This is a genomic window from Phocaeicola acetigenes (assembly GCF_027529745.1).
Lineage (GTDB): Bacteria > Bacteroidota > Bacteroidia > Bacteroidales > Bacteroidaceae > Phocaeicola > Phocaeicola acetigenes.
In genome coordinates this window covers 100,819-123,874 of record NZ_JAPZVM010000007.1, presented here as the reverse complement: position 1 = coordinate 123,874, position 23,056 = coordinate 100,819, and the positions used below count along the sequence as shown (strand labels likewise).

18 protein-coding genes are annotated in these 23,056 nt (G+C 42.6%); 5 read left to right on the top strand and 13 right to left on the bottom strand.

Annotated elements, in window-relative coordinates:
• The first annotated feature begins 96 nt into the window (after positions 1–96).
• The 3 genes from O6P32_RS09495 to O6P32_RS09485 are packed head-to-tail and all read left to right on the top strand — an operon-like array spanning position 97 to position 6,569.
• Complete coding sequence (locus O6P32_RS09495) at positions 97–4,632, top strand: translocation/assembly module TamB domain-containing protein (protein WP_269878228.1); 4,536 nt, start codon at positions 97–99, stop codon at positions 4,630–4,632.
• A 10-nt stretch (positions 4,633–4,642) separates the two neighbouring features.
• Positions 4,643–5,677, top strand: a complete 1,035-nt coding sequence (locus tag O6P32_RS09490; RefSeq protein ID WP_269878227.1) for an agmatine deiminase family protein — start codon at positions 4,643–4,645, stop codon at positions 5,675–5,677.
• Between the two features lie 4 nt (positions 5,678–5,681).
• Positions 5,682–6,569 carry a carbon-nitrogen hydrolase gene (locus O6P32_RS09485; protein WP_269878225.1) on the top strand — a complete coding sequence of 296 codons (888 nt, stop codon included), beginning with the start codon at positions 5,682–5,684 and terminating at the stop codon, positions 6,567–6,569.
• Between the two features lie 467 nt (positions 6,570–7,036).
• On the opposite strand, the gene rsxA is transcribed toward O6P32_RS09485, so the two are convergent.
• From rsxA to O6P32_RS09435, 10 genes are all read right to left on the bottom strand, one after another.
• Positions 7,037–7,636 carry an electron transport complex subunit RsxA gene (gene rsxA, locus O6P32_RS09480; RefSeq protein ID WP_269878223.1) on the bottom strand — a complete coding sequence of 200 codons (600 nt, stop codon included), beginning with the start codon at positions 7,634–7,636 and terminating at the stop codon, positions 7,037–7,039.
• Between the two features lie 22 nt (positions 7,637–7,658).
• A complete protein-coding gene (gene rsxE, locus O6P32_RS09475) occupies positions 7,659–8,243 on the bottom strand; it encodes an electron transport complex subunit RsxE (protein WP_269878221.1) in 585 nt (194 codons plus the stop codon).
• Positions 8,244–8,258: 15 nt separating this feature from the next.
• Positions 8,259–8,897 (bottom strand): RnfABCDGE type electron transport complex subunit G, encoded by a 639-nt coding sequence (locus O6P32_RS09470; RefSeq protein WP_269878219.1) that lies wholly within the window; start codon positions 8,895–8,897, stop codon positions 8,259–8,261.
• A complete protein-coding gene (locus O6P32_RS09465) occupies positions 8,894–9,883 on the bottom strand; it encodes an RnfABCDGE type electron transport complex subunit D (RefSeq protein WP_269878218.1) in 990 nt (329 codons plus the stop codon). The genes O6P32_RS09470 and O6P32_RS09465 overlap by 4 nt, the downstream gene beginning before the upstream one ends.
• Before the next feature lie 118 nt (positions 9,884–10,001).
• The gene (rsxC, locus tag O6P32_RS09460) at positions 10,002–11,339 is read right to left on the bottom strand and encodes an electron transport complex subunit RsxC (protein ID WP_269878216.1); all 1,338 of its coding nucleotides are present in this window, start codon (positions 11,337–11,339) and stop codon (positions 10,002–10,004) included.
• A 37-nt stretch (positions 11,340–11,376) separates the two neighbouring features.
• Complete coding sequence (locus tag O6P32_RS09455) at positions 11,377–12,333, bottom strand: Fe-S cluster domain-containing protein (RefSeq protein WP_269878214.1); 957 nt, start codon at positions 12,331–12,333, stop codon at positions 11,377–11,379.
• Positions 12,334–12,353: 20 nt separating this feature from the next.
• A complete protein-coding gene (locus O6P32_RS09450; protein WP_269878212.1) occupies positions 12,354–12,776 on the bottom strand; it encodes a SoxR reducing system RseC family protein in 423 nt (140 codons plus the stop codon).
• Positions 12,777–12,930: 154 nt separating this feature from the next.
• Positions 12,931–13,506, bottom strand: a complete 576-nt coding sequence (locus O6P32_RS09445; RefSeq protein ID WP_269878211.1) for an RNA polymerase sigma factor — start codon at positions 13,504–13,506, stop codon at positions 12,931–12,933.
• 316 nt (positions 13,507–13,822) lie between these two features.
• On the bottom strand, positions 13,823–16,450 hold the full coding sequence (locus O6P32_RS09440) for a valine--tRNA ligase (RefSeq protein ID WP_269878209.1): 2,628 nt from the start codon (positions 16,448–16,450) through the stop codon (positions 13,823–13,825).
• 109 nt (positions 16,451–16,559) lie between these two features.
• The gene (locus O6P32_RS09435) at positions 16,560–17,057 is read right to left on the bottom strand and encodes a DUF805 domain-containing protein (protein WP_269878207.1); all 498 of its coding nucleotides are present in this window, start codon (positions 17,055–17,057) and stop codon (positions 16,560–16,562) included.
• Between the two features lie 407 nt (positions 17,058–17,464).
• Between O6P32_RS09435 and lepA the strand changes: the two genes are divergently transcribed.
• Positions 17,465–19,246, top strand: a complete 1,782-nt coding sequence (gene lepA / locus O6P32_RS09430) for a translation elongation factor 4 (RefSeq protein ID WP_269878206.1) — start codon at positions 17,465–17,467, stop codon at positions 19,244–19,246.
• Positions 19,247–19,335: 89 nt separating this feature from the next.
• Here the strand turns inward: lepA and O6P32_RS09425 are convergent, their stop codons facing one another.
• The 3 genes from O6P32_RS09425 to O6P32_RS09415 all read right to left on the bottom strand — a co-directional run bounded on the left by O6P32_RS09425 (position 19,336) and on the right by O6P32_RS09415 (position 22,009).
• Positions 19,336–20,334, bottom strand: coding sequence for an MBL fold metallo-hydrolase (locus O6P32_RS09425; protein WP_269878205.1), 999 nt, complete (start codon positions 20,332–20,334; stop codon positions 19,336–19,338).
• A gap of 181 nt (positions 20,335–20,515) precedes the next feature.
• Positions 20,516–20,965: a hypothetical protein gene (locus O6P32_RS09420; RefSeq protein ID WP_269878204.1), complete on the bottom strand. Its 450-nt coding sequence runs from the start codon at positions 20,963–20,965 to the stop codon at positions 20,516–20,518.
• A gap of 63 nt (positions 20,966–21,028) precedes the next feature.
• On the bottom strand, positions 21,029–22,009 hold the full coding sequence (locus tag O6P32_RS09415; protein WP_269878203.1) for a DUF6340 family protein: 981 nt from the start codon (positions 22,007–22,009) through the stop codon (positions 21,029–21,031).
• A 407-nt stretch (positions 22,010–22,416) separates the two neighbouring features.
• On the opposite strand from O6P32_RS09415, the gene O6P32_RS09410 reads away from it, so the two are divergent.
• Positions 22,417–23,046 carry an HU family DNA-binding protein gene (locus O6P32_RS09410; protein WP_269878201.1) on the top strand — a complete coding sequence of 210 codons (630 nt, stop codon included), beginning with the start codon at positions 22,417–22,419 and terminating at the stop codon, positions 23,044–23,046.
• The last annotated feature ends 10 nt before the right edge of the window (positions 23,047–23,056 follow it).

Genomic DNA, 23,056 nt, shown 5'->3' with positions numbered 1-23,056 from the left:
TTTTTGTCTTTTATTTTATATTAATAATGTTTTCTGCGCCAAAAGTAGGAAAACTTCTCCGATATTCGTAATTTTGATGACTTTTTTGTTACTAACATGCGGTTAAGACCTATCAAACATATCATACAGTTTACCATCATTCTGCTACTTGTCCTGTATTTCGGGATAATAGGCATTCTGAATGTTCCTTATATTCAGCGTCAAATGTCTGTTTATACTAGTCAAGAATTAAGCAAGATTTTACAGACAGAAGTAAATGTTGGTAACATTGATTTAGGATTACTAAACCGTATCATCATTCAGAATGTAACCTTACAAGACCGGCAGGGAAAAGAACTGCTGAAAGTAGCACGCCTATCAGCTAAGTTTGATATCCATTCACTTGTATCTGGAAAAATCCGTATCAGCAGTGTACAACTGTTCGGTCTCAATGCACATTTAAATCGTCCTACCCCCGATAGTGCACCTAATTTTCAATTTATACTCGACACTTTTGCTTCAAAAGATACGGTAAAAAAAGAATCCAACATCGACCTTCGTATTAATGCCGTATTGATACGCCGTGGACAAATACATTATGATTTGCTTTCGGCTCCTGCTACTCCAGGAGTATTCAACGGCAATCATATTGGTATTGAAAATCTTTCTGCTACACTTTCACTGAAAGCTTTCAGCCGCGACTCTTTGAATGCACAAATCCGCCGTATGAGTTTCAATGAGCAAAGTGGATTTACGCTGAAGAAATTAGCTCTTAAACTTACGGCCAATCGTCGCCATCTGGCAGCGAACCACATTGAAGTAGCACTTCCACAAACATTATTACAAATTGACACCATTGCAGCCTTCTACAATGGATTCGACTCTCTGCCTAAGCTCAGCGAACAAACACGCTACATGGGTAAACTTCATGCAGAAATTACCCCATCCGATATTGCATCTTTTGTTCCGGCTTTACAGCATTTCCACGATCCGGTTACCTTGCGCCTTGCATTCAAAGGAAAAGGAAATCGTACGGAATGTACAGAGCTGTATGTTACCAATCCGTCTCAGAGCCTGCTTATAAAAGGAAACGCTACTGCCGACCAATGGAACAGCAAGCGTAACATGTATTTATCCGGCAATCTGGAAACAGCTCAAATCAATAAAGAAGGAGTGCAGTGGCTCCTTCAAAATTTAACAGGAAAACAGGATAAAGAAAAAACTTTAGAACGTCTTGATTTTGTCCGGTTCAACGGTAACATTTCCGGCCACTTACAGCAACTCACCACAAAAGGAAGTTTCACCTCAAACGCAGGAACAATCAATGGTAACGTCACCATGCATACAGATACCCTCACAGGCTTACGTTCATATTCCGGGAAGATTTCCAGTAAAGAGCTGAATTTGGGTATTCTGTTGAACCAGGAAAAGACCTTAGGAAAAACTTGCTTTGACGTAGAACTGAAAGGATTCAAATACAGAAACAACAAACCCGAATCGTACATAAAAGGAAACATTGCTTCGTTTGAATACAAACAATACGAATATCATAACATCAGTCTGGACGGACAGTATACACGAGGAGGATTCAACGGACGGTTAGCCCTTAACGACCCCAACGGAAATATTGAAATCAATGGAAAGTTTGTCACTTCACAGCAAACTCCCGATTTTAACCTAAGAGCCGTAGTACAACATTTTCGCCCGAATGATCTGAACCTGACAACCAAGTACAAAAATAAAGACTTGTCATTAAGTCTTACAGCCGATTTCAGCGGTCATTCCATCGACGATATGCAAGGCAAAATCAGTATAGACAGTTTACTGGTAAACTCTACAGAAGAAGACCAGCGATATTTCCTGCCTAATTTGTCGGTTACTGCCGGTAGTGTCAAAGATAGAAGTGAGAAACAAATACGCATTGACTCTCCTTTTATTCAAGGTAGCGTAGAAGGAAATTACTCTTACCGTACACTGTTGACCAGTATTCTCAAAACCGCACAGCGATACGTACCGGCATTGGTTTCTTCTAAGAAAAAATTACCTGAAACCAACAACAATTTCCGCTTCCGTTTTGCACTGGAAAATGCAGAATTCTTTTCGAAAGTACTGGATATGCCGGTAGAATTGTCTATGCCAGCCAATATAAGCGGTTATTTCGACGATGAGCAGACCCGTTTGCAAATCCGAGGATATGTGCCCGAATTTACATACAATGGCTCCTACTATGAATCAGGAGTACTTTTGTGTGAGAACAGCGAAGATATGCTTCAATGCCACGTCAGGGCAAACAAGAGAATGAAGAAAGGTGCCATGGTAAACCTGGCATTGACAGCCAGAGCCAAAGACGATAAGCTTCGCACTACAATAAACTGGGGAAATAATACAAACACAACATTCAGCGGGAAAGTGGAAGCTTTGGCTCATTTCAAACAGTCGGAAGAAAAAAAACAACTGCATACCACTATCGACATACAGCCAAGTCAAATTATTTTAAATGATACGGTATGGCGTATTCACCCGGCAGAAATTATTGTCGAAAAAAACAATATAGAGGTAAACAACTTCCTCTTTGAGCATGCAGACCAGCATCTGAGAGCCAACGGAAAAATCGGCAAGGAAGAAACCGACTCCTGCATTGTAGATCTGAAGAATATCAATCTGCAATACATCATGGATATTATCGAGTTTCATGCCGTGAAATTCAACGGAATGATAACCGGAAAAGTACATCTGAATCACGTACTTGAAGATCCGGTGATGCACACACGGCTCGATGTAAAGGGATTCTCTCTGAATGATGCACTGCTGGGAAGAGCCGACATTACCGGTAAATGGGACAAAGAGCTGGGAGGAGTACGACTGTTTGCAGACATCAAGGAAGATACAGTTTCGTTCACTAAAGTAAACGGCTATGTGTCCCCAAAAATGAAAGGTCTTGACCTCCATATACAAGCCGGAGGAACAAACCTTGCGTTGTTACAACCATTCATCGAAGATATTTTCAGTAACGTACAGGGACGTACATATGGCAATATCCGACTGTTCGGCCCATTTTCGCAATTAGACTTAGAGGGAACAGCCAATGCCAATGTATCAATGAAAGTGAATATTCTGAATACGAGCTTTCAGGCCAGCTGCGATTCACTGCGAATTACCCCCGGACACTTTGCTTTCCGAGATGTGAGACTAACAGACCCGGAGGGACATACCGGAACTGTAAATGGCGATCTGAACCATACAAAACTCAAGAATCTGTTGTACCGTTTCCGTTTCGATACAGACAACATGCTGGTATATAAATCTGAAAAAGAGACTCCCGACTTCCCTTTCTACGGACAAATCTATACAAGCGGAAATGTCAGTCTGCAAGGAGGAGGAGCCAACGGACTTAGTGTAGACGGAAACTTACGTACCGATGCAAAAACTTCATTTGTATACGTAACCACTACAGCTGCTGAAGCTACCAGTTCGCAGTTCATCACATTTGTAGACCGTACTCCACACCGGCTGCAGGAAAATATACAGACCGACTTATACCATCATCTCAATGAAGAAAAGGAAGATGATGAAGATGATACTCCGGGGGATATTCGTCTGAACCTCCAGATAGAGGCCACACCGGCTGCTACCATGAAAATTGTAATGGACCCTGCCGCAGGCGACTATATCTCTGCAAACGGAACAGGCAACCTTCGTATCAACTTCTTCAACAAAGGAGATTTCCAGATGTTCGGAAATTATAACATCGAAGAAGGTATCTATAAGATGAGTATGCAGAATATCATCAGAAAAGACTTTATACTCCAGTCCGGAGGAACGGTATCTTTCAATGGTAATCCTAAGCAGGCGAATCTGAATGTGCAGGCTATTTATACTGTCAACTCTGCTTCGCTGAACGACTTGATTGCAGATGCTTCTACAAATAAGGGAACAGTAAGGGTTAACTGTATTCTGAACTTGTCCGGCAATCTGACCGCACCTACCTTAACGTTCGATCTCGACCTGCCGACTGTCAGCGACGAAGACCGGGAACTGGTACGCAGTCTGACCAGTACGGAAGAACAGATGAATACTCAGATTATCTACCTGCTGGGAATTGGTAAATTCTACACTTACGATTATGCCAACAATGCACAGTCGTCGAATGCAACCAGTTCACTGGCTTTCAGTACGCTCTCCGGTCAGTTGAACAACATGCTCTCGCAGGTAATAGACAGCCAGAACTGGAACGTAGGAACCAGTCTGAGTACCGGTCAGGAAGGATGGACAGATGTAGAAGCCGAAGCCATCTTGTCCGGAAGATTGCTGAACAACCGGCTAATTATAAACGGAAACTTCGGATACCGTGACAATCCGATGCGGAACACCAACTTTGTGGGCGACTTCGAAGCAATGTGGCTGCTTACCAAAAACGGAGAATTCCGTCTGAAAGGATACAACGAAACAAACGACCGATACTTTACCAAATCTACGTTGACTACTCAAGGTATCGGATTTATGTACAAGAAAGATTTCACTAACTGGAGAGAGCTTTTCGACTGGATTTTCCTTCGCCGAAGAGGCAAGCGAAGTTCTAAAGAAAATGCATCTTATAAACCCGAGGCCATCCAACCGACCTCACAAGATAAAAAAACAAAAAATACAAACTAACAAGATAAATATGGAAACAACGTTTTTTCTGCCTGCCGAATGGCACAAACAAAGTTATATCCAGCTTACATGGCCTCATGCTGATACAGACTGGGCTTATATGCTGGACGAAGTAGAAGCTTGCTTCCTTCAGATAGCCGAAGCAATAGCCAGCAGACAACCGCTGCTGCTGGTTGCCCCTGAGTTTCCCGAGGTATTAAAGGACTCTCCTTACAAGGAAAACATTCATTTTACAAGCTGTCCGACCAACGACACTTGGGCCCGCGACCACTCTTTCATTACTCTGCTGGATGCACAGAACCATCCTATCCTGCTTGACTTCTGTTTCAACGGATGGGGAATGAAGTTTGCAGCCGACAAAGACAATCTTATCAACAGCCATCTGTACGAACAGAAAATGGTACAGGGAGAATATGTCAACTGCCGCAACTTTGTTCTTGAAGGAGGCTCTATAGAAAGCGACGGAGAGGGTACTCTTCTGACTACTTCGCTGTGTCTGCTGGCCCCTAACCGTAACGATACCATGAACCGCGCACAGATAGAAGAGTATCTGAAAGAACGCTTTAATCTTCGTCAGGTATTATGGTTGGATCATGGTTTTCTGGCAGGAGATGATACCGACAGTCACGTTGATACATTAGCCCGCCTGTGTCCGGATCATACCATTGTGTATGTACAGTGTACCGACGAAACCGACGAGCACTATACAGCACTGCATGCCATGGAAGAACAGCTGAAGAGCTTCCGTACAATAGACGGAAAACCTTATCGCCTGTTTCCGTTACCAATGGCAGATGCCGTATACGACGAAGACGGACTCCGTATTCCGGCTACTTATGCAAATTTCCTGATTATGAACGAGGCTGTACTCTACCCTACTTACAATCAGCCGGAGAACGACCGTAAGGCAGCATCTGTACTGGCAGAAGCTTTCCCCGGAAGAGAAATTGTAGGCATAGACTGCCAAGCACTGATCAAACAGCATGGTTCACTGCACTGTGTAACAATGCAATATCCCGAAAATGTAAGACCTAACACTTTATAAAATTATGAAAAGAACTATCCGAGTAGGTATCGTGCAGCAATCATGCACCAACGACCTCAAATTCAATTTGGAAAAGTTGCACCGCAACATTGCGTCTGTGGCACAGGCTGGAGCTCAGCTCGTAGTTTTGCAGGAACTGCATAACACTCCTTACTTCTGCCAAACAGAAGACACTAACCTGTTCGATTTGGCAGAACCTATTCCCGGACCTTCTACCGGTTTTTATAGTGAAATAGCGGCTGCTTATCATATCGTTCTTGTGACTTCCCTGTTCGAACGACGTGCTGCCGGACTGTATCACAATACGGCTGTAGTATTCGATGCAGACGGAAGTATTGCCGGCAAATACCGCAAAATGCATATTCCAGACGATCCTGCCTATTACGAGAAATTTTATTTCACACCGGGCGACATTGGCTTCGAACCGATTCAGACATCCATCGGAAAGTTGGGTGTACAGGTTTGCTGGGACCAGTGGTATCCGGAAGGAGCTCGTCTGATGGCACTGAAGGGAGCGGAACTGCTGATTTATCCTACCGCTATCGGATGGGAAAGTACCGACACACAGGAAGAAAAAATGCGCCAGTTGGGAGCATGGGTTACCGTACAGAGAGGCCATGCTGTAGCCAACGGATTGCCGGTTATTGCAGTAAACCGTGTAGGACTGGAACCGGATCCTTCGGGACAGACCAACGGAATCCAATTCTGGGGAAACAGTTTTGTAGCCGGTCCGCAGGGTGAACTTCTGGCACAGGCAAGCAACTTGAAAGAAGAAAACCTGGTAGTGGAAATTGACATGAACCGTAGTGAGAATGTCCGCCGCTGGTGGCCATTCCTGCGCGACAGACGAATTGATGAGTTCGGCAACCTGACCAAACGTTTTATCGACTAAACGCATATATTAAGAAAGGATAAAGGTCATTGCCTTTCTTTATAAAAGCTTCCGAAAATTGGAGATGAATAACCTTCGTTTTCGGAAGCTTTGTTTTTACTCTCATTCTTCTACTCTCCCCTCTCCTGCACATTCCGATAGCTGACACATAAAGGCATGGTATCAATCAGAGAGTTCATTCGACGACGTCGATTTTACGTTCAACGCCGTCGTTTATAAAACCAACGACAGTGGCTGTAAAACCGACGACATCGGATAAAGTGAAGTACACATTCTTCTACTCTTCGCGAAAGGCTACACCAAACTATCTTTCTTGCAGTACTTCCTATCACAAACCAACATTGGAGGAAAGGATGCAAAAAAACATCGGCGGTGCTGGCCTCTGCTTTCTAAGCATGAAACCAACACCGCCGACGGTGTATCAGAAAAATCTTCTCTCCGCTTCTCGGAGAGAAGGTCTTGAATTATTACAAGCCAAACAATACAGCCAGGCCCTTATCTACTCCGGAAAAGCCCATAAAGGCCATAGCCAGCAAACCAGCTGTTACCAGAGCGATAGACATACCACGCATTCCCTTCGGAATATTTACCAGACTCAACTGTTCGCGAATACCTGCAAATACAATCAGAGCCAAAGCAAAACCAAGTGCTGTAGAGAAAGCATATACTACACCTGTAAGCAGATCGTATTCCTTCTGAATAACAAGAATAGTCACACCCAGAATACAGCAGTTAGTTGTAATCAACGGAAGGAATACTCCCAATGCCTGATACAAAGAGGGAGATACCTTTTTCAGAATAATTTCCACCATCTGTACCAATGCAGCAATTACCAAAATAAAGGCAATAGTCTGCAAGTAACCCAATCCTGTAGGATTCAGTACAAAATGCTGAATCAGATAAGTTACAATAGTAGCCAGTGTAAGTACGAAAGCCACGGCAGCTCCCATACCCATTGCGGTTTCCACCTTCTTAGAAACTCCCAAGAACGGACAGATACCCAAGAACTGTGACAACACAATGTTGTTCACAAATATAGCGGTGATAAATATCAATATATATTCCATATCTTCTTTTTGTTTTTAGGAGTTAAGCTTTCTTCAGTTTGTTTACAATTGCAATCAGGTAACCCAATGCAATGAATGCTCCCGGTGCCAATACGAAAATCAGCATACCGTAATTTTCGGGCATCAAAGCTATATTAAACAATTTTCCTGTACCCAGGAATTCGCGTACACCACCCAGAATAGTCAGTGCAATGGTAAAACCAAGTCCCATTCCCAATCCGTCGAAGAAAGAAGCCAACGGAGTATTCTTGGCAGCAAAGGCTTCTGCACGTCCCAGCAAGATACAGTTTACTACAATCAACGGAATGAACAATCCCAATGTAGCATACAAAGCCGGAACATAAGCCTGCATAATCATCTGCAACAAAGTCACAAACGAAGCAATGACTACCACAAAGATAGGAATACGTACCATATCAGGCACCAGTTTCTTGATTAATGAAATAACCACATTCGAACAAATCAATACAAACATGGTAGCCAATCCCATACCCATACCATTGATGGCAGAAGAAGTAGTACCCAACGTAGGACACATACCTAAAAGGAGTACAAACGTAGGATTCTCTTTCACAATCCCGTTCATCAATACTTTAAAATTATTCATAGTCTATTCCTCCTTTTAATTGTTTTCTACGTTTTCTGTATTCTCGCTCTTAGCCTGAGAAGTAGCACCACTGGTTCCGTCTACGTGCTGATTCTTGTAAGCCGCATACGCATTGTTTACAGCTTGCAGAAATGCACGGGTTGTAATTGTAGAAGCAGTAATGGCATCTATTTCTCCTCCGTCTTTATTTACTACCAAAGGAGCATTACCCGGATTCTTTCCGGTGATATCGCCTTTGGCACCTTTCTTAAACCAGTCGGCTGCTTTCGAACCTAAGCCTGGAGTTTCCGAATGGCTCAACAAAGAATAATCGATGATGTTTCCTTCCGGATCGAAACCTACCAGCACAGTCAGCGTTCCGCCAAAGCCGTTGGAAGAAGATTCTACGGCCGCACCGATAAATTCTCCACCTTTAGTAGCCTTATAGATTTTGTACGATACTCCACTTACCTCGATAGTTTCGGGAGCCTCAGCCGGATTGTTGTCAAATCCGGGTACCACCACAGCAATTGCATCACTCAATGTCTTGGCATTGGCCTGTGCAATCGGTTCGGCTGTTACTTCGTTCACCCATCCCAGCAATGCACCGGCAACAACTGTAAATCCGGTGAGCGACAAAGCCATATTCTTTAAAGATGATTCTAACTTTTTCATTTCTTCACAACCTCCCCAAAACGTTTAGGTTTACAATAGGTGTTAATCAGCGGAGTAAATGCATTCATGATGAGAATAGCAAAAGACATACCTTCCGGATATGCACCGAATGTACGGATTACTACAGTCAGGAAACCAATTGCTACACCATAAATAAGCATTCCCTTGTGGTTCATCGGAGAAGTCACATAGTCGGTTGCCATGAAAATAGCTCCCAACATCAAACCACCGGTAAACAGATGAGTCAGTCCTCCTGCATATTTCACCGGATCAACCAGATTCAGAATAGAAGCAAATACAAATACGGTGAGCAGGATAGAAACCGGAATGTGCCATGTAATGATTTTCTTCCACAGCATATAGACCAAACCTAACAACAATGCGACTGCACTGATTTCGCCCACACAACCAGGATTATTTCCCAGGAACAAATCCAGTACACTTGGCAACTGGCTCAGTGCTTCTGTATCGCCGTGTACAGCCTGTTTCATCAGGGCCAAAGGAGTAGCACCTGTAGCAGCATCAGTGTAAGAAGTCCACTGAGAAGTAAGTGGCCATGAAGTCATCTGAACAGGGAAAGAGATAAGCAGGAACACACGCCCTACCAATGCTGGATTGAAAGGATTGCATCCTAAACCACCAAATGTCATCTTACCTATACCGATAGCTACCAACGCACCGATAATAATAATCCATAACGGAAGATTGGAAGGAAGATTGAATGCCAGCAACAAACCTGTAAGAGCGGCAGAGCCATCCAGAATAGTATTGCGGCTGCGTTTCAATATAAATTTGGTAATAGCCCATTCAAAGAACATACAGGCTACAACCGATGTCAGCGTAACAATGACAGCTCCCAGGCCGAACATATAAAACGATACAAGCAAGGCAGGTATCAAAGCGATAATTACACCGTACATGTTTTTCTGTACGCTGTCGCCGCTATGCACGTGGGGAGATAACGATACTATTAATTTATTTGCCATAATAACTTTTGAGTTTTTGAGTTTGTAAGTTTTTGAGTTTAAGTCTCCGAGTTTATAAGTCTATATGGCTGCAAACCGTGCATCCATCACAAACTTAGGAACTTAAGAACTTAAAAACTCACTTTTTAGCATTACGTGCGCGGATAATACCACCCACCTTACCTTTACCTAAACGAATATAATCCAGCATCGGACGATGTGAAGGACATGTAAACTGACATGAACCGCACTCAATACAAGACATAATCATTTCGTGCTCTACACGTTCCCAGTCTTCATGTGCCGAACAAGTAGCCAAAAGGAATGGCTCCAGTCCCATCGGACAGGCACTTACACACTTCGCACAACGGATACAAGGATCTGGTTCTGCACGGCGTGCCTCCTTCTCGTTCATCAGCAATACACCTGAACTACCTTTGCAGATAGGAACTTCTGTATTGGCCAAAGCTTTACCCATCATTGGTCCACCTCCGATTACCTTTCCGGTATCTTCCGGCAGTCCGCCGGCAGCCTCAATAAGCTGGCTCATCGGAGTTCCCATACGAGTAAGGAAGTTAGACGGATTTTTCACCGACTTACCTGTAACGGTTACAATACGTTCGAACAAAGGTTTGTTCTTCTGAACTGCTTCGTATACGGCATAAGCAGTACCTACATTCTGCACCACAGCTCCTACATTAATAGGAATAGCAGGAGGAGCAGGAACCTGACGACCGATTACAGCATCGATCAACTGTTTTTCACCTCCCTGCGGATATTTTACTTTCAAAGGTACTACCTCAATGCCTAGGTAAGATGCAGCTTTTTCAGTCATCAGTTTAATTGCATCAGGCTTATTGTTTTCTATACCGATATATGCCTTTGTTACTTTAGCAGCTTTCATCAGAATGCTTACACCCACGAGTACTTCATCTGCTTTTTCAAGCATCAGACGATGGTCTGCAGTCAGATAAGGTTCACATTCTACTGCATTGATAATAACACATTCGGCCTTGCAACCCGGAGGAGGAGTCAGTTTCACATGAGTCGGGAAACATGCACCACCCATACCAACGACACCTGCATTTTTAATCTTTGCAACAATTTCTTCCGGAGATAAACTGCACTCTTTAACCAAAGTTGTGCTGCGGTCGATAGTTTCTTCCCATTCATCTCCTTCTACATCAATATAAATAGCCGGTTTACGATAACCACTTGCGTCAATTACGCTATCAACCTTACTCACCTTACCGGATACAGAAGAGAAGATAGCTGCCGAAACAAAGCCTCCGGCCTCAGCAATTTTAGTACCAACCTTTACCACATCGCCTTTCTTCACGATAGCAGTAGCAGGAGCACCAATATGCTGAGACAAAGGGAACACAGCCTGCTTGGGCAGAGCCAATGTTTCGATTGCCTTACCGGCTGACAATTTATTTTCTGCTGGATGAACTCCACCAATTCTAAATGTCTTCACTGTTATATTATTTATTAGTATTTACGACTTAAGTTAATTAAGCTTCTGCTTTCGGAGCCTGTGCCGATTCAGTAGCTGATGCAGGTGCCGGATTGACAACTTCTGCTTTTGGAGCAGATTCAACCGGAGCCTTCGGAGCTACCGAAGTTGCTACTGCTTCAGCAGGTTTAGCTTTGCGAGGAGGAAAGTTCTTCGCAATGATTGCTCCCTGCGGACATTCCATCTCACATTTACGGCACGACTTACATTTAGCCGGATCGATGTAGGCCAAATTGTTTTCCAACGTAATGGCTTCGAACGGACAAACCTTCACACACTTACCGCAACCAATACAAGCAGCAGTACATGCTTTACGAGCTACCGCTCCTTTTTCCTTGTTCACACACTGTACATACACACGGCGGTTGTTCTTACCTTTCGGACGAATTTCAATAATATTGCGCGGACATGCTTTGCTACAAGCACCACAAGCCGTACATTTTTCTTCGTCTACTTCCGGAAGACCTGTCTCCGGATTAATCTGAATTGCACCAAATTGGCAGACCTTTACACAGTCTCCACAACCCAAGCAACCAAAAGAACATCCGGTCTCACCTCCATAAGTTGCATGTGCTACAGCACACGAACGTACTCCATCGTAGTGAGTAATCTTTGGACGGTTCGCACAAGTACCGTTACATCTTACTACTGCTACTTTTGGTTCTGAAGCCGTAGCCTCCAATCCCAAAATAGCTGCCACTTTCTCCATAGTAGGTTGTCCACCTACCGGACATAATTTCCCTTCCAATGAACCGGCCTTTACACAAGCTGCAGCAAAACCAGAACATCCAGGATAACCACATCCTCCACAATTGGCTTGCGGTAAAACTTCCGCAACCTGCCCAATACGTGGATCTTCATACACAGCAAACTTCTTTGAAGCCACATAAAGTATGACTGCTGCAATCAGACCTATAGCGCCCAATGAAATCACTGCCACCAAAATTAAACTCATAATAAAAAGTAGGTTATTAATTATTTTATAGTTTCCAACACAAATACAAAAGTCCGACTTAACTTATTTCGGCACATATATATAATAAGATAATAGGGAATTAACATAACCAATGCCACTAAAGCCGAAAAAGCCTCATTACCATCGGTCAATCTCATAGCAATAAACAAGACAGACAACAAAATCAGAAAAGGAAAGCCAAATGCCAACCATACAGCCTTCATCCCCATTGAAGTTGCCCCTACAATCCATACCTGATCGCCAACCTGACAATCAAGATTATTCCGATTATATACATCTATTAATTTTTCTTTTGTTTCTGAAGCATTGCAGTGACCTTTCACACTACAAGACGAACAAGCAGATGTTTGCTGAATCCTTACCCGAACGTAAGAACCTTGAATGTTTTCCACAATACCCAGATGTTTTATTTTATTGGCCATTTTTGTCAAGTACACTTTACAAATGCGTGACAAATGTACTATAAATATTGTATTATAGTGTATGTTAACCCCGAATTTCTCATTAAAAAAAGTAAAAAAGGAGAAGAGAATAATCTTTTTGTCTTCTCTTCTCCTCCCTGTCGACTTATTTCAATCATGAACTCAGATCTATGCCTCTTCCTTTCATCAAGCGCTTCATTTTCGCACAAACCGTTCTTAAACGCTTTATTACAGTAGACATATTTATTCCTGTTCTATTGGATATTTCCTGATATGTACAGTCTTCCCAGTATCTCATTCTGATAAGCCGTTGCATAGGCTCCGACTGCTCCTTCACTACAGCCTCCAAAATACGGAAACACTCCTCCGAATGAGAAGAGACCGATTCCTCTGCTGCCAGTTTATTATGATTCAGCAAGTTCGGACTTAACTCGACCGTATCTGGCCTTTTCTTCCGATAAGTAGAATACAAATAATTACCTACTACACAATGTGCCCACGCAGGGAAATATCCTCTTCCCTCGTATACATTCTTCAATTTCTGGGAGATTCGCAACGAAATCTCCTGATACAAATCAGCAACCTCATCCTCGTTATTTGTTTTCTGACGAATCCAGTACAGAATACAAGATGAATAACGTTCCAACAGTACATCAAAACATTGAGTATCACCAGCGCGATATCCTTCTATCAGCGCATCATCGGATAAATCTAACAAATGTTTTTTCATATTCGATATTACTCCATCATTTACAGTATAAAACAATATATTTCTCAAAAGTAAATACAAAGGAAGAATTCAATAAAAGAAATTATATCTGCAACAATAGAGTATTTAGTTTTAAGGTCAGGTTATTTTTAATTTAAAACTTAATATACGTCCGATAAAAAATCTTGAATATTTTCTTTTTTCGTTGTATTTAAGAATGATTTCTAGAGTAAATTTAAATATTTTTTTCAATAAAGCAAAATAATATTTAAAAAAAAGCGCAAATACATGATCTGAACATGTATTTGCGCTTTTATCAAAGAAACAACTGATGGCTTTATTTCTTCAATGCAGCTATACTTTCTTTCAATGCTGCAATTTTAGTTTCGGCATCAGCCTGTTTTTTACGTTCCATTTCTATTACATTTGCCGGAGCCTTGCTGACAAATTTCTCGTTGCTCAGTTTCTTCAACACACTTTGCAAGAATCCTTCCTGATATTTCAAGTCAGCCTCCAGTTTCTTCAGTTCCTCTTCTACATCAATAAGATTACCCAAAGGAACAGCATACTCTGTAGTACCTACCATAAAGGCTGCAGCTCCTTCTGCTTTCGTTTCCACAGAAGTAATGGCCGACAAATTACACAATTTTGCAATAACAGAAACAAAAGCCTCTACAGGATTTTCTCCTACTACTTCCAAAGACAATGCTTCTTTCTGTGCAATATTCTTTTGCAGACGGATAGTACGGATACCACCAATCACCTCTTTCACTGCTTCAAACTGAGCAATCACAGCTTCGTTGTACGAAACATTCATATCCAAAGTCTGCGTCATGATACTTTCGCCTTGCTGACGATCGTAAATATGCTGCCACAGCTCTTCTGTAATAAAAGGCATAAACGGATGTAACAGTTTCAGCAATGTATCGAAGAAACTCAGTGTCTTTTCATAAGTTACACTATCGATAGGCTGTCCGTAAGCCGGTTTCACCATTTCCAGATACCAACTTGAGAATTCATCCCAGAACAGTTTATAAACAACCATCAAGGCTTCACTCAAGCGATATTTTCCGAACAGATCGTTTACTTCGGCAGCTGTCTTAGCCAACATAGCCTCAAACCACTCAGTAGACAAGCGCGCATATTCCGGCTGTTCAATTTCAGCTACATTCCATCCCTTTACCAAACGGAATGCATTCCAGATTTTATTATTGAAGTTACGTCCCTGTTCGCACAAAGCATCATCAAAGAGGATATCGTTACCTGCAGGTGCAGCCAACATCATACCCATACGTACACCATCAGCTCCATACTTATCAATCAAATCCAATGGGTCTGGAGAGTTACCCAATGATTTTGACATCTTACGGCCAATCTTATCACGTACAATACCGGTGAAATATACATTCTTGAACGGCATATCACCCATGTATTCGTAACCAGCCATAATCATACGGGCTACCCAGAAGAAGATAATATCCGGTCCTGTTACCAGATCGGAAGTAGGATAGTAATATTTGATTTCTTCATTTCCCGGACGGTTGATACCATCGAACAACGAGATAGGCCACAACCAAGAAGAGAACCAAGTATCCAAACAGTCATCATCCTGACGAAGATCTTCCAACTTCATATCCTGCTTACCAGTCTTCTCTTTAGCAAGTTCAAGCGCTTTTTCTGCAGTTTCAGCTACCACGAAACCACCTTCCGGCAAGAAATAAGCAGGAATACGATGTCCCCACCACAGCTGACGGCTGATACACCAGTCTTTGATATTCTCCATCCAGTGACGATAAGTATTCTTATACTTAGCCGGATAGAACTTCAACTCATCATTCATTACAGGTGGCAAAGCCATATCTGCAAAATGCTGCATTTTAAGGAACCACTGCATAGAAAGTTTCGGTTCAATAGCTACATTGGTACGTTCAGAGAAACCTACTTTATTGGTATAAGCTTCCACTTTTTCCAACAAACCTGCTGCAGCCAAATCTTTTTCAATCTGTTCGCGAACATCGAAGCGGTCCATACCCACATACATACCAGCAGCTTCACTGATAGTTCCATTATCGTTGAAAATATCAATGCTCGGCAAATTGTATTTCTCACCCAACATATAGTCGTTCACATCGTGAGCAGGTGTTACCTTCAAACATCCTGTACCGAACTCAATATCTACATAGTCGTCTTCAATAACCGGAATCACACGGCCCACCAACGGCACAATCACCTTCTTACCCTTCAACCATTGGTTCTTCGGGTCGTTCGGATTGATACACATTGCAGTATCACCCATAATTGTTTCAGGACGAGTAGTTGCAACAACTGCATAACGTCCTTCTGCGTCACCTTCTACCTTATAACGCAAATAAAACAACTTGCTGTGTTCTTCCTTATAAATTACTTCTTCATCACTCAATGCTGTCAAGGCTTTCGGGTCCCAGTTTACCATACGAACCCCACGATAAATCAAACCTTTATTATAAAGGTCGACAAATACCTTGATTACACTTTTGCTGCGTTCTTCGTCCATTGTAAAGGCAGTACGATCCCAGTCGCACGATGCCCCCAATTTACGCAACTGCTTCAGAATAATACCTCCGTGTTCTTCTGTCCAAGCCCATGCGTGCTTCAAGAACTCCTCACGAGTCAAATCAGTCTTTTTAATACCTTGCTGTGCCAGTTTATTCACAACCTTTGCTTCTGTTGCAATAGAAGCATGGTCAGTACCCGGTACCCAACAAGCATTTTTCCCCATCATACGGGCACGACGTACCAGAATATCCTGAATGGTATTGTTAAGCATGTGTCCCATGTGGAGAACTCCGGTCACATTTGGCGGTGGAATAACGACGGTATAAGGTTCACGTCCGTCAGGTTTCGAACTAAATAGTTTATTGTCCAGCCAATACTGATACCATTTTCCCTCCACATCAGCGGGATTATACTTACTAGCTAATTCCATTGTTTCTATATCGTTTGTTTTAATAATTAACGTAATATGCGATTGCAAAAGTAATAAAAGTTGTTGAAACTGCGATACTCCCCCGAACGAAAACTTATATTCTGCATTTTTACTCTTCCACTTCTATGTATTTGGGAGACTTGCCATATTTATTTTCTCCTTTCTGGCTATCAAAACACAATAAGACAATTAATATCAGCTGAACGAGAAAACATAAGATGTGCAGCCATACATATTTCAGCAAAGTATTGCTCATCATCCTGACGGCTTCCATTCCTTCCATACCATCTGCAGCCTGTACAATTTTCCACTCCTCCATTCCTAACAAAAGCAAATACACAAACATCAGCGTAAAATCGAAAAACGCCCATCCTCCGCTTCTTCCCGTATCATGCAAGCGCCTTACTCCCATCGGAAGCAATATACATTTCCACAAAAATATCCCTCCCAAAACATACAATGGAAAGAATGGTAAACTAGCCGGTCCTAAAGGGAAAGTTACCGAAAACACACCCAATATTACATAAATCAACAACATGCCCCACCAATATTCGGAACGGCGGGAACGACCTTTAAAGACAAACAGTTTCTTAACTATTTCCTTCATGGCCTCTGCAGGCCCAAGCGATGAGACGACAATCCTCTTTTCCATAGCAAACAAATACAATTAATCAAATACCCATAAATTCTCTTTGACCTGCTTATTCAGCATCTCTTCCACCGTACCCGTCTTCACTTAATTGATTTCGTATTCTGTCTTTTTCATAGTGCAACAGCAAATATGGAAGTAAAAGAATCCCTTCTAACCACATGCCATTTCGATTTAGATTCTTCTTCCGATTAACCAGGCCAGCATTTTATGATTGTAAATTTAAGAAAAAACATTCAAATTTCATCTAACCGTAAAAGATAAAAAAACAATGATTACATTGCAAGCCTCTTGTTGAACTGGCTTAGAGTATCAAGTTTTTTTCTTACCTTTGCACCATTAATACTTTAATTTATAAAGCACAGATGAAGAATATCAGAAACTTTTGCATCATTGCCCACATTGACCACGGAAAGTCGACACTCGCAGACCGTCTGCTGGAGTACACACAGACCATTAAAGTGACCGAAGGACAGATGCTCGACGATATGGATCTGGAACGTGAGCGAGGCATTACCATCAAAAGCCATGCTATCCAGATGGAATACAATTATAAAGGGGAAAAATATATTCTCAACCTGATTGATACTCCGGGACACGTAGACTTCTCATACGAAGTATCCCGCTCTATCGCTGCCTGCGAAGGAGCATTACTGGTAGTAGATGCTTCACAAGGCGTACAGGCACAAACCATCTCCAACCTTTATATGGCATTGGAACATGACCTGGAAATCATCCCGGTTATGAACAAATGCGATATGGCCAGTGCCATGCCCGAAGAAGTAGAAGATGAAATCATCGACCTTCTGGGATGCAAACGGGAAGACATCATCCGTGCTTCCGGAAAGACCGGTATGGGAGTAGAAGATATTCTTCAGGCTGTAGTAGAACGTATCCCCCACCCGACCGGAGACGAAGAAGCTCCGCTTCAAGCTCTGATTTTCGACTCTGTATTCAACTCATTCCGAGGCATCATCGCTTACTTTAAAGTAGTGAACGGTGTAATCCGTACCGGAGACAAAGTGAAATTCTTCAATACCGGTAAAGAATACGATGCCGATGAAGTGGGTGTACTGAAAATGGATATGGTTCCTCGTAAAGAACTCAGAACGGGAGATGTAGGTTATATCATTTCCGGTATCAAGACTTCAAAAGAAGTAAAAGTTGGAGATACCATCACTCACATTGCACGTCCTTGCGACAAAGCCATCGAAGGATTCGAAGAAGTGAAGCCGATGGTCTTTGCCGGTGTTTACCCCATTGAAGCCGAAGATTATGAAAACCTGCGTGCATCTTTGGAAAAGCTGCAGTTGAATGATGCCTCACTGACCTTCCAACCCGAATCATCACTGGCTTTGGGATTCGGATTCCGTTGCGGCTTCCTGGGACTTCTCCACATGGAAATCGTACAGGAACGACTCGACCGCGAATTCGACATGAATGTCATCACCACTGTGCCTAACGTATCCTACATGGTATACGACAAACAGGGAGGAGTACAAGAGGTACACAACCCGGGTGGTATGCCCGACCCTACTTTGATAGACCATATCGAAGAACCATATATCGACGCTTCTATCATTACTGCAACCGACTACATCGGTCCTATCATGACTTTGTGTTTAGGTAAAAGAGGTGAACTGGTACGTCAGGATTATATTTCCGGAAACCGTGTGGAACTGCATTATAAGATGCCTCTTGGAGAAATTGTCATCGACTTCTACGACAAGCTTAAGAGCATTTCAAAAGGATATGCTTCATTCGACTATCACCAGTCCGGCTTCCGTCCGTCTAAGTTGATTAAGCTGGATATCCTGCTGAACGGTGAATCGGTGGATGCACTCTCCACACTGACCCACTTCGACAATGCTTACGATTTAGGACGCCGTATGTGTGAGAAACTGAAAGAGCTTATTCCACGCCAGCAGTTTGAAATTGCTATTCAGGCTGCTATCGGAGCCAAAATCATTGCCCGGGAAACCATCAAGGCAGTACGTAAAGACGTAACAGCCAAATGTTACGGTGGTGACGTAAGCCGTAAGCGTAAACTGCTTGAAAAGCAGAAGAAAGGTAAAAAACGTATGAAGCAGATTGGTACAGTAGAGGTTCCGCAGAAAGCTTTCCTTGCCGTATTGAAACTGGATTAAAAACAACAATCATACTATATAGAAAATCTCCAAAGCACCTCTATCCGGTTGCTTTGGAGATTTTTTGTTTTCTTCTTATCAAAAGATATTCATCTCATCGGCTTCAGCTTCACCACCTCTCCCAGTTCCGGCAACAAGACAGGCATATCACGCTTCTTTGCTTCTGCCTTAAATACATGAGGTGGATCGAAAAGAGGCTCGTCCGAAAGATCGAATGTACCATAATGCATCGGAATCGTAAGACAGGCTTGCATATCTGCCGAAGCAGTCAGTGCATCATAAGGCGAAATATGATTAGGTTTCATAAACCAGCGCGGTTTGTAAGCCCCTATTCCTACCATACAATAATCAATATGCGGGAACAAATGAGGAAGCTCACTGAAATGAGGAGCATACCCTGTATCTCCACTATTATAAATTACAATTCCTCCAGCTTCTATCATGAATGCTCCCCACAAACGTTCTCCCCCATCGCTGACTCCGCGCTTGCTCCAGTGCTGTGCCGGAAGAAAAGTCAGTTTCAAATCACCGTCCTGATATTGCTGGTACCAGGCAGCCTCTATCACCTCCATATCCGGGAACCATCCTTTAATCAAGGCTCCGGTACCAATACCGCAAAAGAGCTTCATCTGAGGATTATCCGCAAAGAGACGAGCCACACTGGGCTTGTCCAAATGGTCGAAATGATCATGGCTGATCAACAAATAATCGATATGCTGAAAAATAGAAGGATTGGCCGGAAACAAGCTACGGCGCTTTACAAAAGGGATATTGCCATATACCGGATCAATCATAAAACGCTTTCCACCCAACTGCAAGAAAAAGGTATTGTGCCCCAGCCATATCAGAGAATTACCTACCACATTATCCAGCGAGCGTAAAAAATGTATCTTGGGATTCCATTTTACAGTACGCTTTTCCTTTCGCTGCGGATTTGGGGAGAAACGCCATTTCAACACGCTCCCCATTCCAGGACGCCAACGATGCTGCCGGTTAAAGAATTTACCTTTTGCCACCGGGTTTCCCCTCCAGTGCGGATTAATCATGTGCAAACGCTCATTTTTCCGAAATGTAATCCGTTCTCCCATATATTCCTCCTCTAAAAAAAGAAAACTGTGCCCAAAGAAAACAATATTCTTCCGACACAGCCTTTTATTTCGTTCTATCTGTATTACAAAACCTCAGAATAACAGGAGAAATCACTATACAGCCTTCAGATACATGGCCTTCTCCCCTCTCATCCTGAACTCCAACAGTTCTGCCCTTTTATTATTTTTCAAGCAAATCTTTCAGAAAAGCATCCAGTTCTTCGTCCAGTCCCTTAAGAAGCTCTTCATTCAATAAAAGTGTTTCTTCATCGTCTACCAATAAAAGTTCAGCTACAGTTTCTTTTTCATCGTCTACCAAAACAAAAGAAAAAGGCTTCAACAAACATAACTTATCCAGCAGACCCTCGTCCTTCAATACTGTAAGTTCCGAACGCAGCAAAGATTCCACCTCTGTATAGAAATCATCCTTATCGTAATCCACCCACTCATCCACGATAGTACGTGCCAATTCTTCGTCATCGTCATTAAAAACAATAAATTCGCCGCTATCTTGTTTGGGCTGTAAATGGATATCTGTAACTACAGAACCTTCACTTCCTGTAATATATCTGCATAAAGCTTCTTTCAAAGCAGAAATAATCGAAAAGTGCGAATGTTCACTTATATTCATATGCTATGCCTTTCTTTTTATACTTCAAATGTACAAAAAAAATCATTCCTGCAAGAATTATTCTCAGAATTTGTTTCCAAAACGGCTCATTTGAATATTCAATTTCAATGTAGTTTCCTTTCTTGCTTTCAGCTGCTTCTCATACAAAGCCAGCATTCGTACGTCATCACTTCCCGATTTCAAAAGAGATTTTGCCTTGTCCAGCCATTCTTCTGCCTTGTCAAAATCCCCTTCCATTTCATACGACAGTGCGACATTATATGCAGCCTTCATTTTCAATCCGCCTTTCTTATAGCGGTTGTACAATCCGGTCCATAACTCCCGCGCTCCTTTCCAGTCATTTTCACCGACACAAACCTCAGCATCACGCATTTCCACACATCCTCCTCCAAAATAAGAACGTTCCACTGTCTTCCAGCACGGAACCAGCTGACTAGTCAACATTGAGGCTGCCATCTGACCACTTTCAGCCATCAACTGCTTATCCGAAGGCAGATTGGACATATCCCAATATACACTGTCCGTAGCAGCAACTACATGCAACGGCTTTTCACGGAAGGGAGCATAAATGCTCAACACCGGAGTCACTTTTACCTTTACTGCCTGCCACACCATTGCCCATTCCGGATAGAAAACATCTTCCTTGGCTGTATGAATCATTACGCGATCCAAAGAAAAAATCAAATCGGCACCCAAATCGGATGAAAGTTTCTTCACTTCCTCCTGCGACAAGGCGGCATGAACTTTATCTTTCGTACACAAAGCCGAATCACAAATTACCACCTGATAGAAATATCTGGAATCGGCAAGAGAAGTAGCCAGTGCCTCTGCCGCAGTCTTACCGTCCGCATTCAGTTCTCCTAACGTAAGAACTCCCTTTTCTGAAGTTGAAGAAAGTTCCGGCATATTATTGACTACTGCTACTGTTCTTACATCTGCAGGAAAATTATACTTGGCCGGAGCAAGTTCTTCAAACGAAAGAATCCGTACAGAAGTACAAGAAGAAAGCACGCATGCCAAGGCCCACATCATATATTTTTTCATAAATCTTGTCTTTAGCGTTCGTAAACAAAGGTAATGAAATTCGCAATACCGAAAAGATAAAAAGAAAAAAATGCAAAGAAAAGGAGTTAAAGTACCTTATGCGCACGGCTTATAAAGTATTGTTTCCAGAGATTGAAACATTAACCGGCTTGTGCAGCACACACTGACTTAAGAAAAATTTTGTACCGATTTCGTCCCAGATCCATCGACATCGGACATAATAGATAATATGAACTTTAGGCGACTATATCTTTGCCTGAAAAGGGGTATAGCCGACGACGCCGGCTGTGTAGCCAATGGCGCCGGCCATACAAACGGCTACGCCGGATGTATGACCGACGTCGCTGAATACAATCCTTCACGTATTACGATTTAGTCTATAACCATCATTTAAATTTTATCTAACCATGAGCGTTAATTACACATTGCAGAGAATGAACGACCTCAACCACGAGGGAGAAACCATCCTTGTTCCTAAAATGATTTTAAGAGGCCGCTACTCCTCCAAAGAACTTGCCAAAGAAATGGAGAAATATTCTACCTTCAGCCGAAGTGAAATTATGGGTATACTGACTCTTCTGAGTGAAATGATTGCCTATAAAATGGCTAACGGCTATTCCGTGAAGCTGGATGAGATTGGTACCTTTACTCCAGCACTGTCAGTCCGGAAAGAGATAGAAACAGATTGCCAGACAAGAACCGATGCCCGGCACATTGGTGTATCGAACATTTTGTTTCGCCCGGATAAAACACTTATCCTAAATACCGCCATGCAATGCAAGCTGAAAAAAGGTCCCCAAAGCTATGGCTGCCTGCACACACAGTATACCCCTGAAGAGCGTCTGAAAATAGCACAGACTTATCTGGAGTCTCACGAGATACTGACTGTAAAAATATACGAAGAGATTGCCGGATTAAGACACACCCAAGCTGCCAGTGAACTTAAATTATGGAGCAGAACACCGGAAAGCGGAATCGGTTGTCATGGAAAAGGAAGCCATAAGGTGTACGTACGAGACAAAGCAGAAATGAAGTAAAGAAACTTCT

Coding starts and splice junctions, on each gene's coding strand:
- O6P32_RS09495 (WP_269878228.1), top strand. CDS start 97: ATGCGGTTAAGACCTATCAAACATATCATACAGTTTACCATCATTCTG.
- O6P32_RS09490 (WP_269878227.1), top strand. CDS start 4,643: ATGGAAACAACGTTTTTTCTGCCTGCCGAATGGCACAAACAAAGTTAT.
- O6P32_RS09485 (WP_269878225.1), top strand. CDS start 5,682: ATGAAAAGAACTATCCGAGTAGGTATCGTGCAGCAATCATGCACCAAC.
- rsxA (WP_269878223.1), bottom strand. CDS start 7,636: ATGGAATATATATTGATATTTATCACCGCTATATTTGTGAACAACATT.
- rsxE (WP_269878221.1), bottom strand. CDS start 8,243: ATGAATAATTTTAAAGTATTGATGAACGGGATTGTGAAAGAGAATCCT.
- O6P32_RS09470 (WP_269878219.1), bottom strand. CDS start 8,897: ATGAAAAAGTTAGAATCATCTTTAAAGAATATGGCTTTGTCGCTCACC.
- O6P32_RS09465 (WP_269878218.1), bottom strand. CDS start 9,883: ATGGCAAATAAATTAATAGTATCGTTATCTCCCCACGTGCATAGCGGC.
- O6P32_RS09455 (WP_269878214.1), bottom strand. CDS start 12,333: ATGAGTTTAATTTTGGTGGCAGTGATTTCATTGGGCGCTATAGGTCTG.
- O6P32_RS09450 (WP_269878212.1), bottom strand. CDS start 12,776: ATGGCCAATAAAATAAAACATCTGGGTATTGTGGAAAACATTCAAGGT.
- O6P32_RS09445 (WP_269878211.1), bottom strand. CDS start 13,506: ATGAAAAAACATTTGTTAGATTTATCCGATGATGCGCTGATAGAAGGA.
- O6P32_RS09440 (WP_269878209.1), bottom strand. CDS start 16,450: ATGGAATTAGCTAGTAAGTATAATCCCGCTGATGTGGAGGGAAAATGG.
- O6P32_RS09435 (WP_269878207.1), bottom strand. CDS start 17,057: ATGAAGGAAATAGTTAAGAAACTGTTTGTCTTTAAAGGTCGTTCCCGC.
- lepA (WP_269878206.1), top strand. CDS start 17,465: ATGAAGAATATCAGAAACTTTTGCATCATTGCCCACATTGACCACGGA.
- O6P32_RS09425 (WP_269878205.1), bottom strand. CDS start 20,334: ATGGGAGAACGGATTACATTTCGGAAAAATGAGCGTTTGCACATGATT.
- O6P32_RS09420 (WP_269878204.1), bottom strand. CDS start 20,965: ATGAATATAAGTGAACATTCGCACTTTTCGATTATTTCTGCTTTGAAA.
- O6P32_RS09415 (WP_269878203.1), bottom strand. CDS start 22,009: ATGAAAAAATATATGATGTGGGCCTTGGCATGCGTGCTTTCTTCTTGT.
- O6P32_RS09410 (WP_269878201.1), top strand. CDS start 22,417: ATGAGCGTTAATTACACATTGCAGAGAATGAACGACCTCAACCACGAG.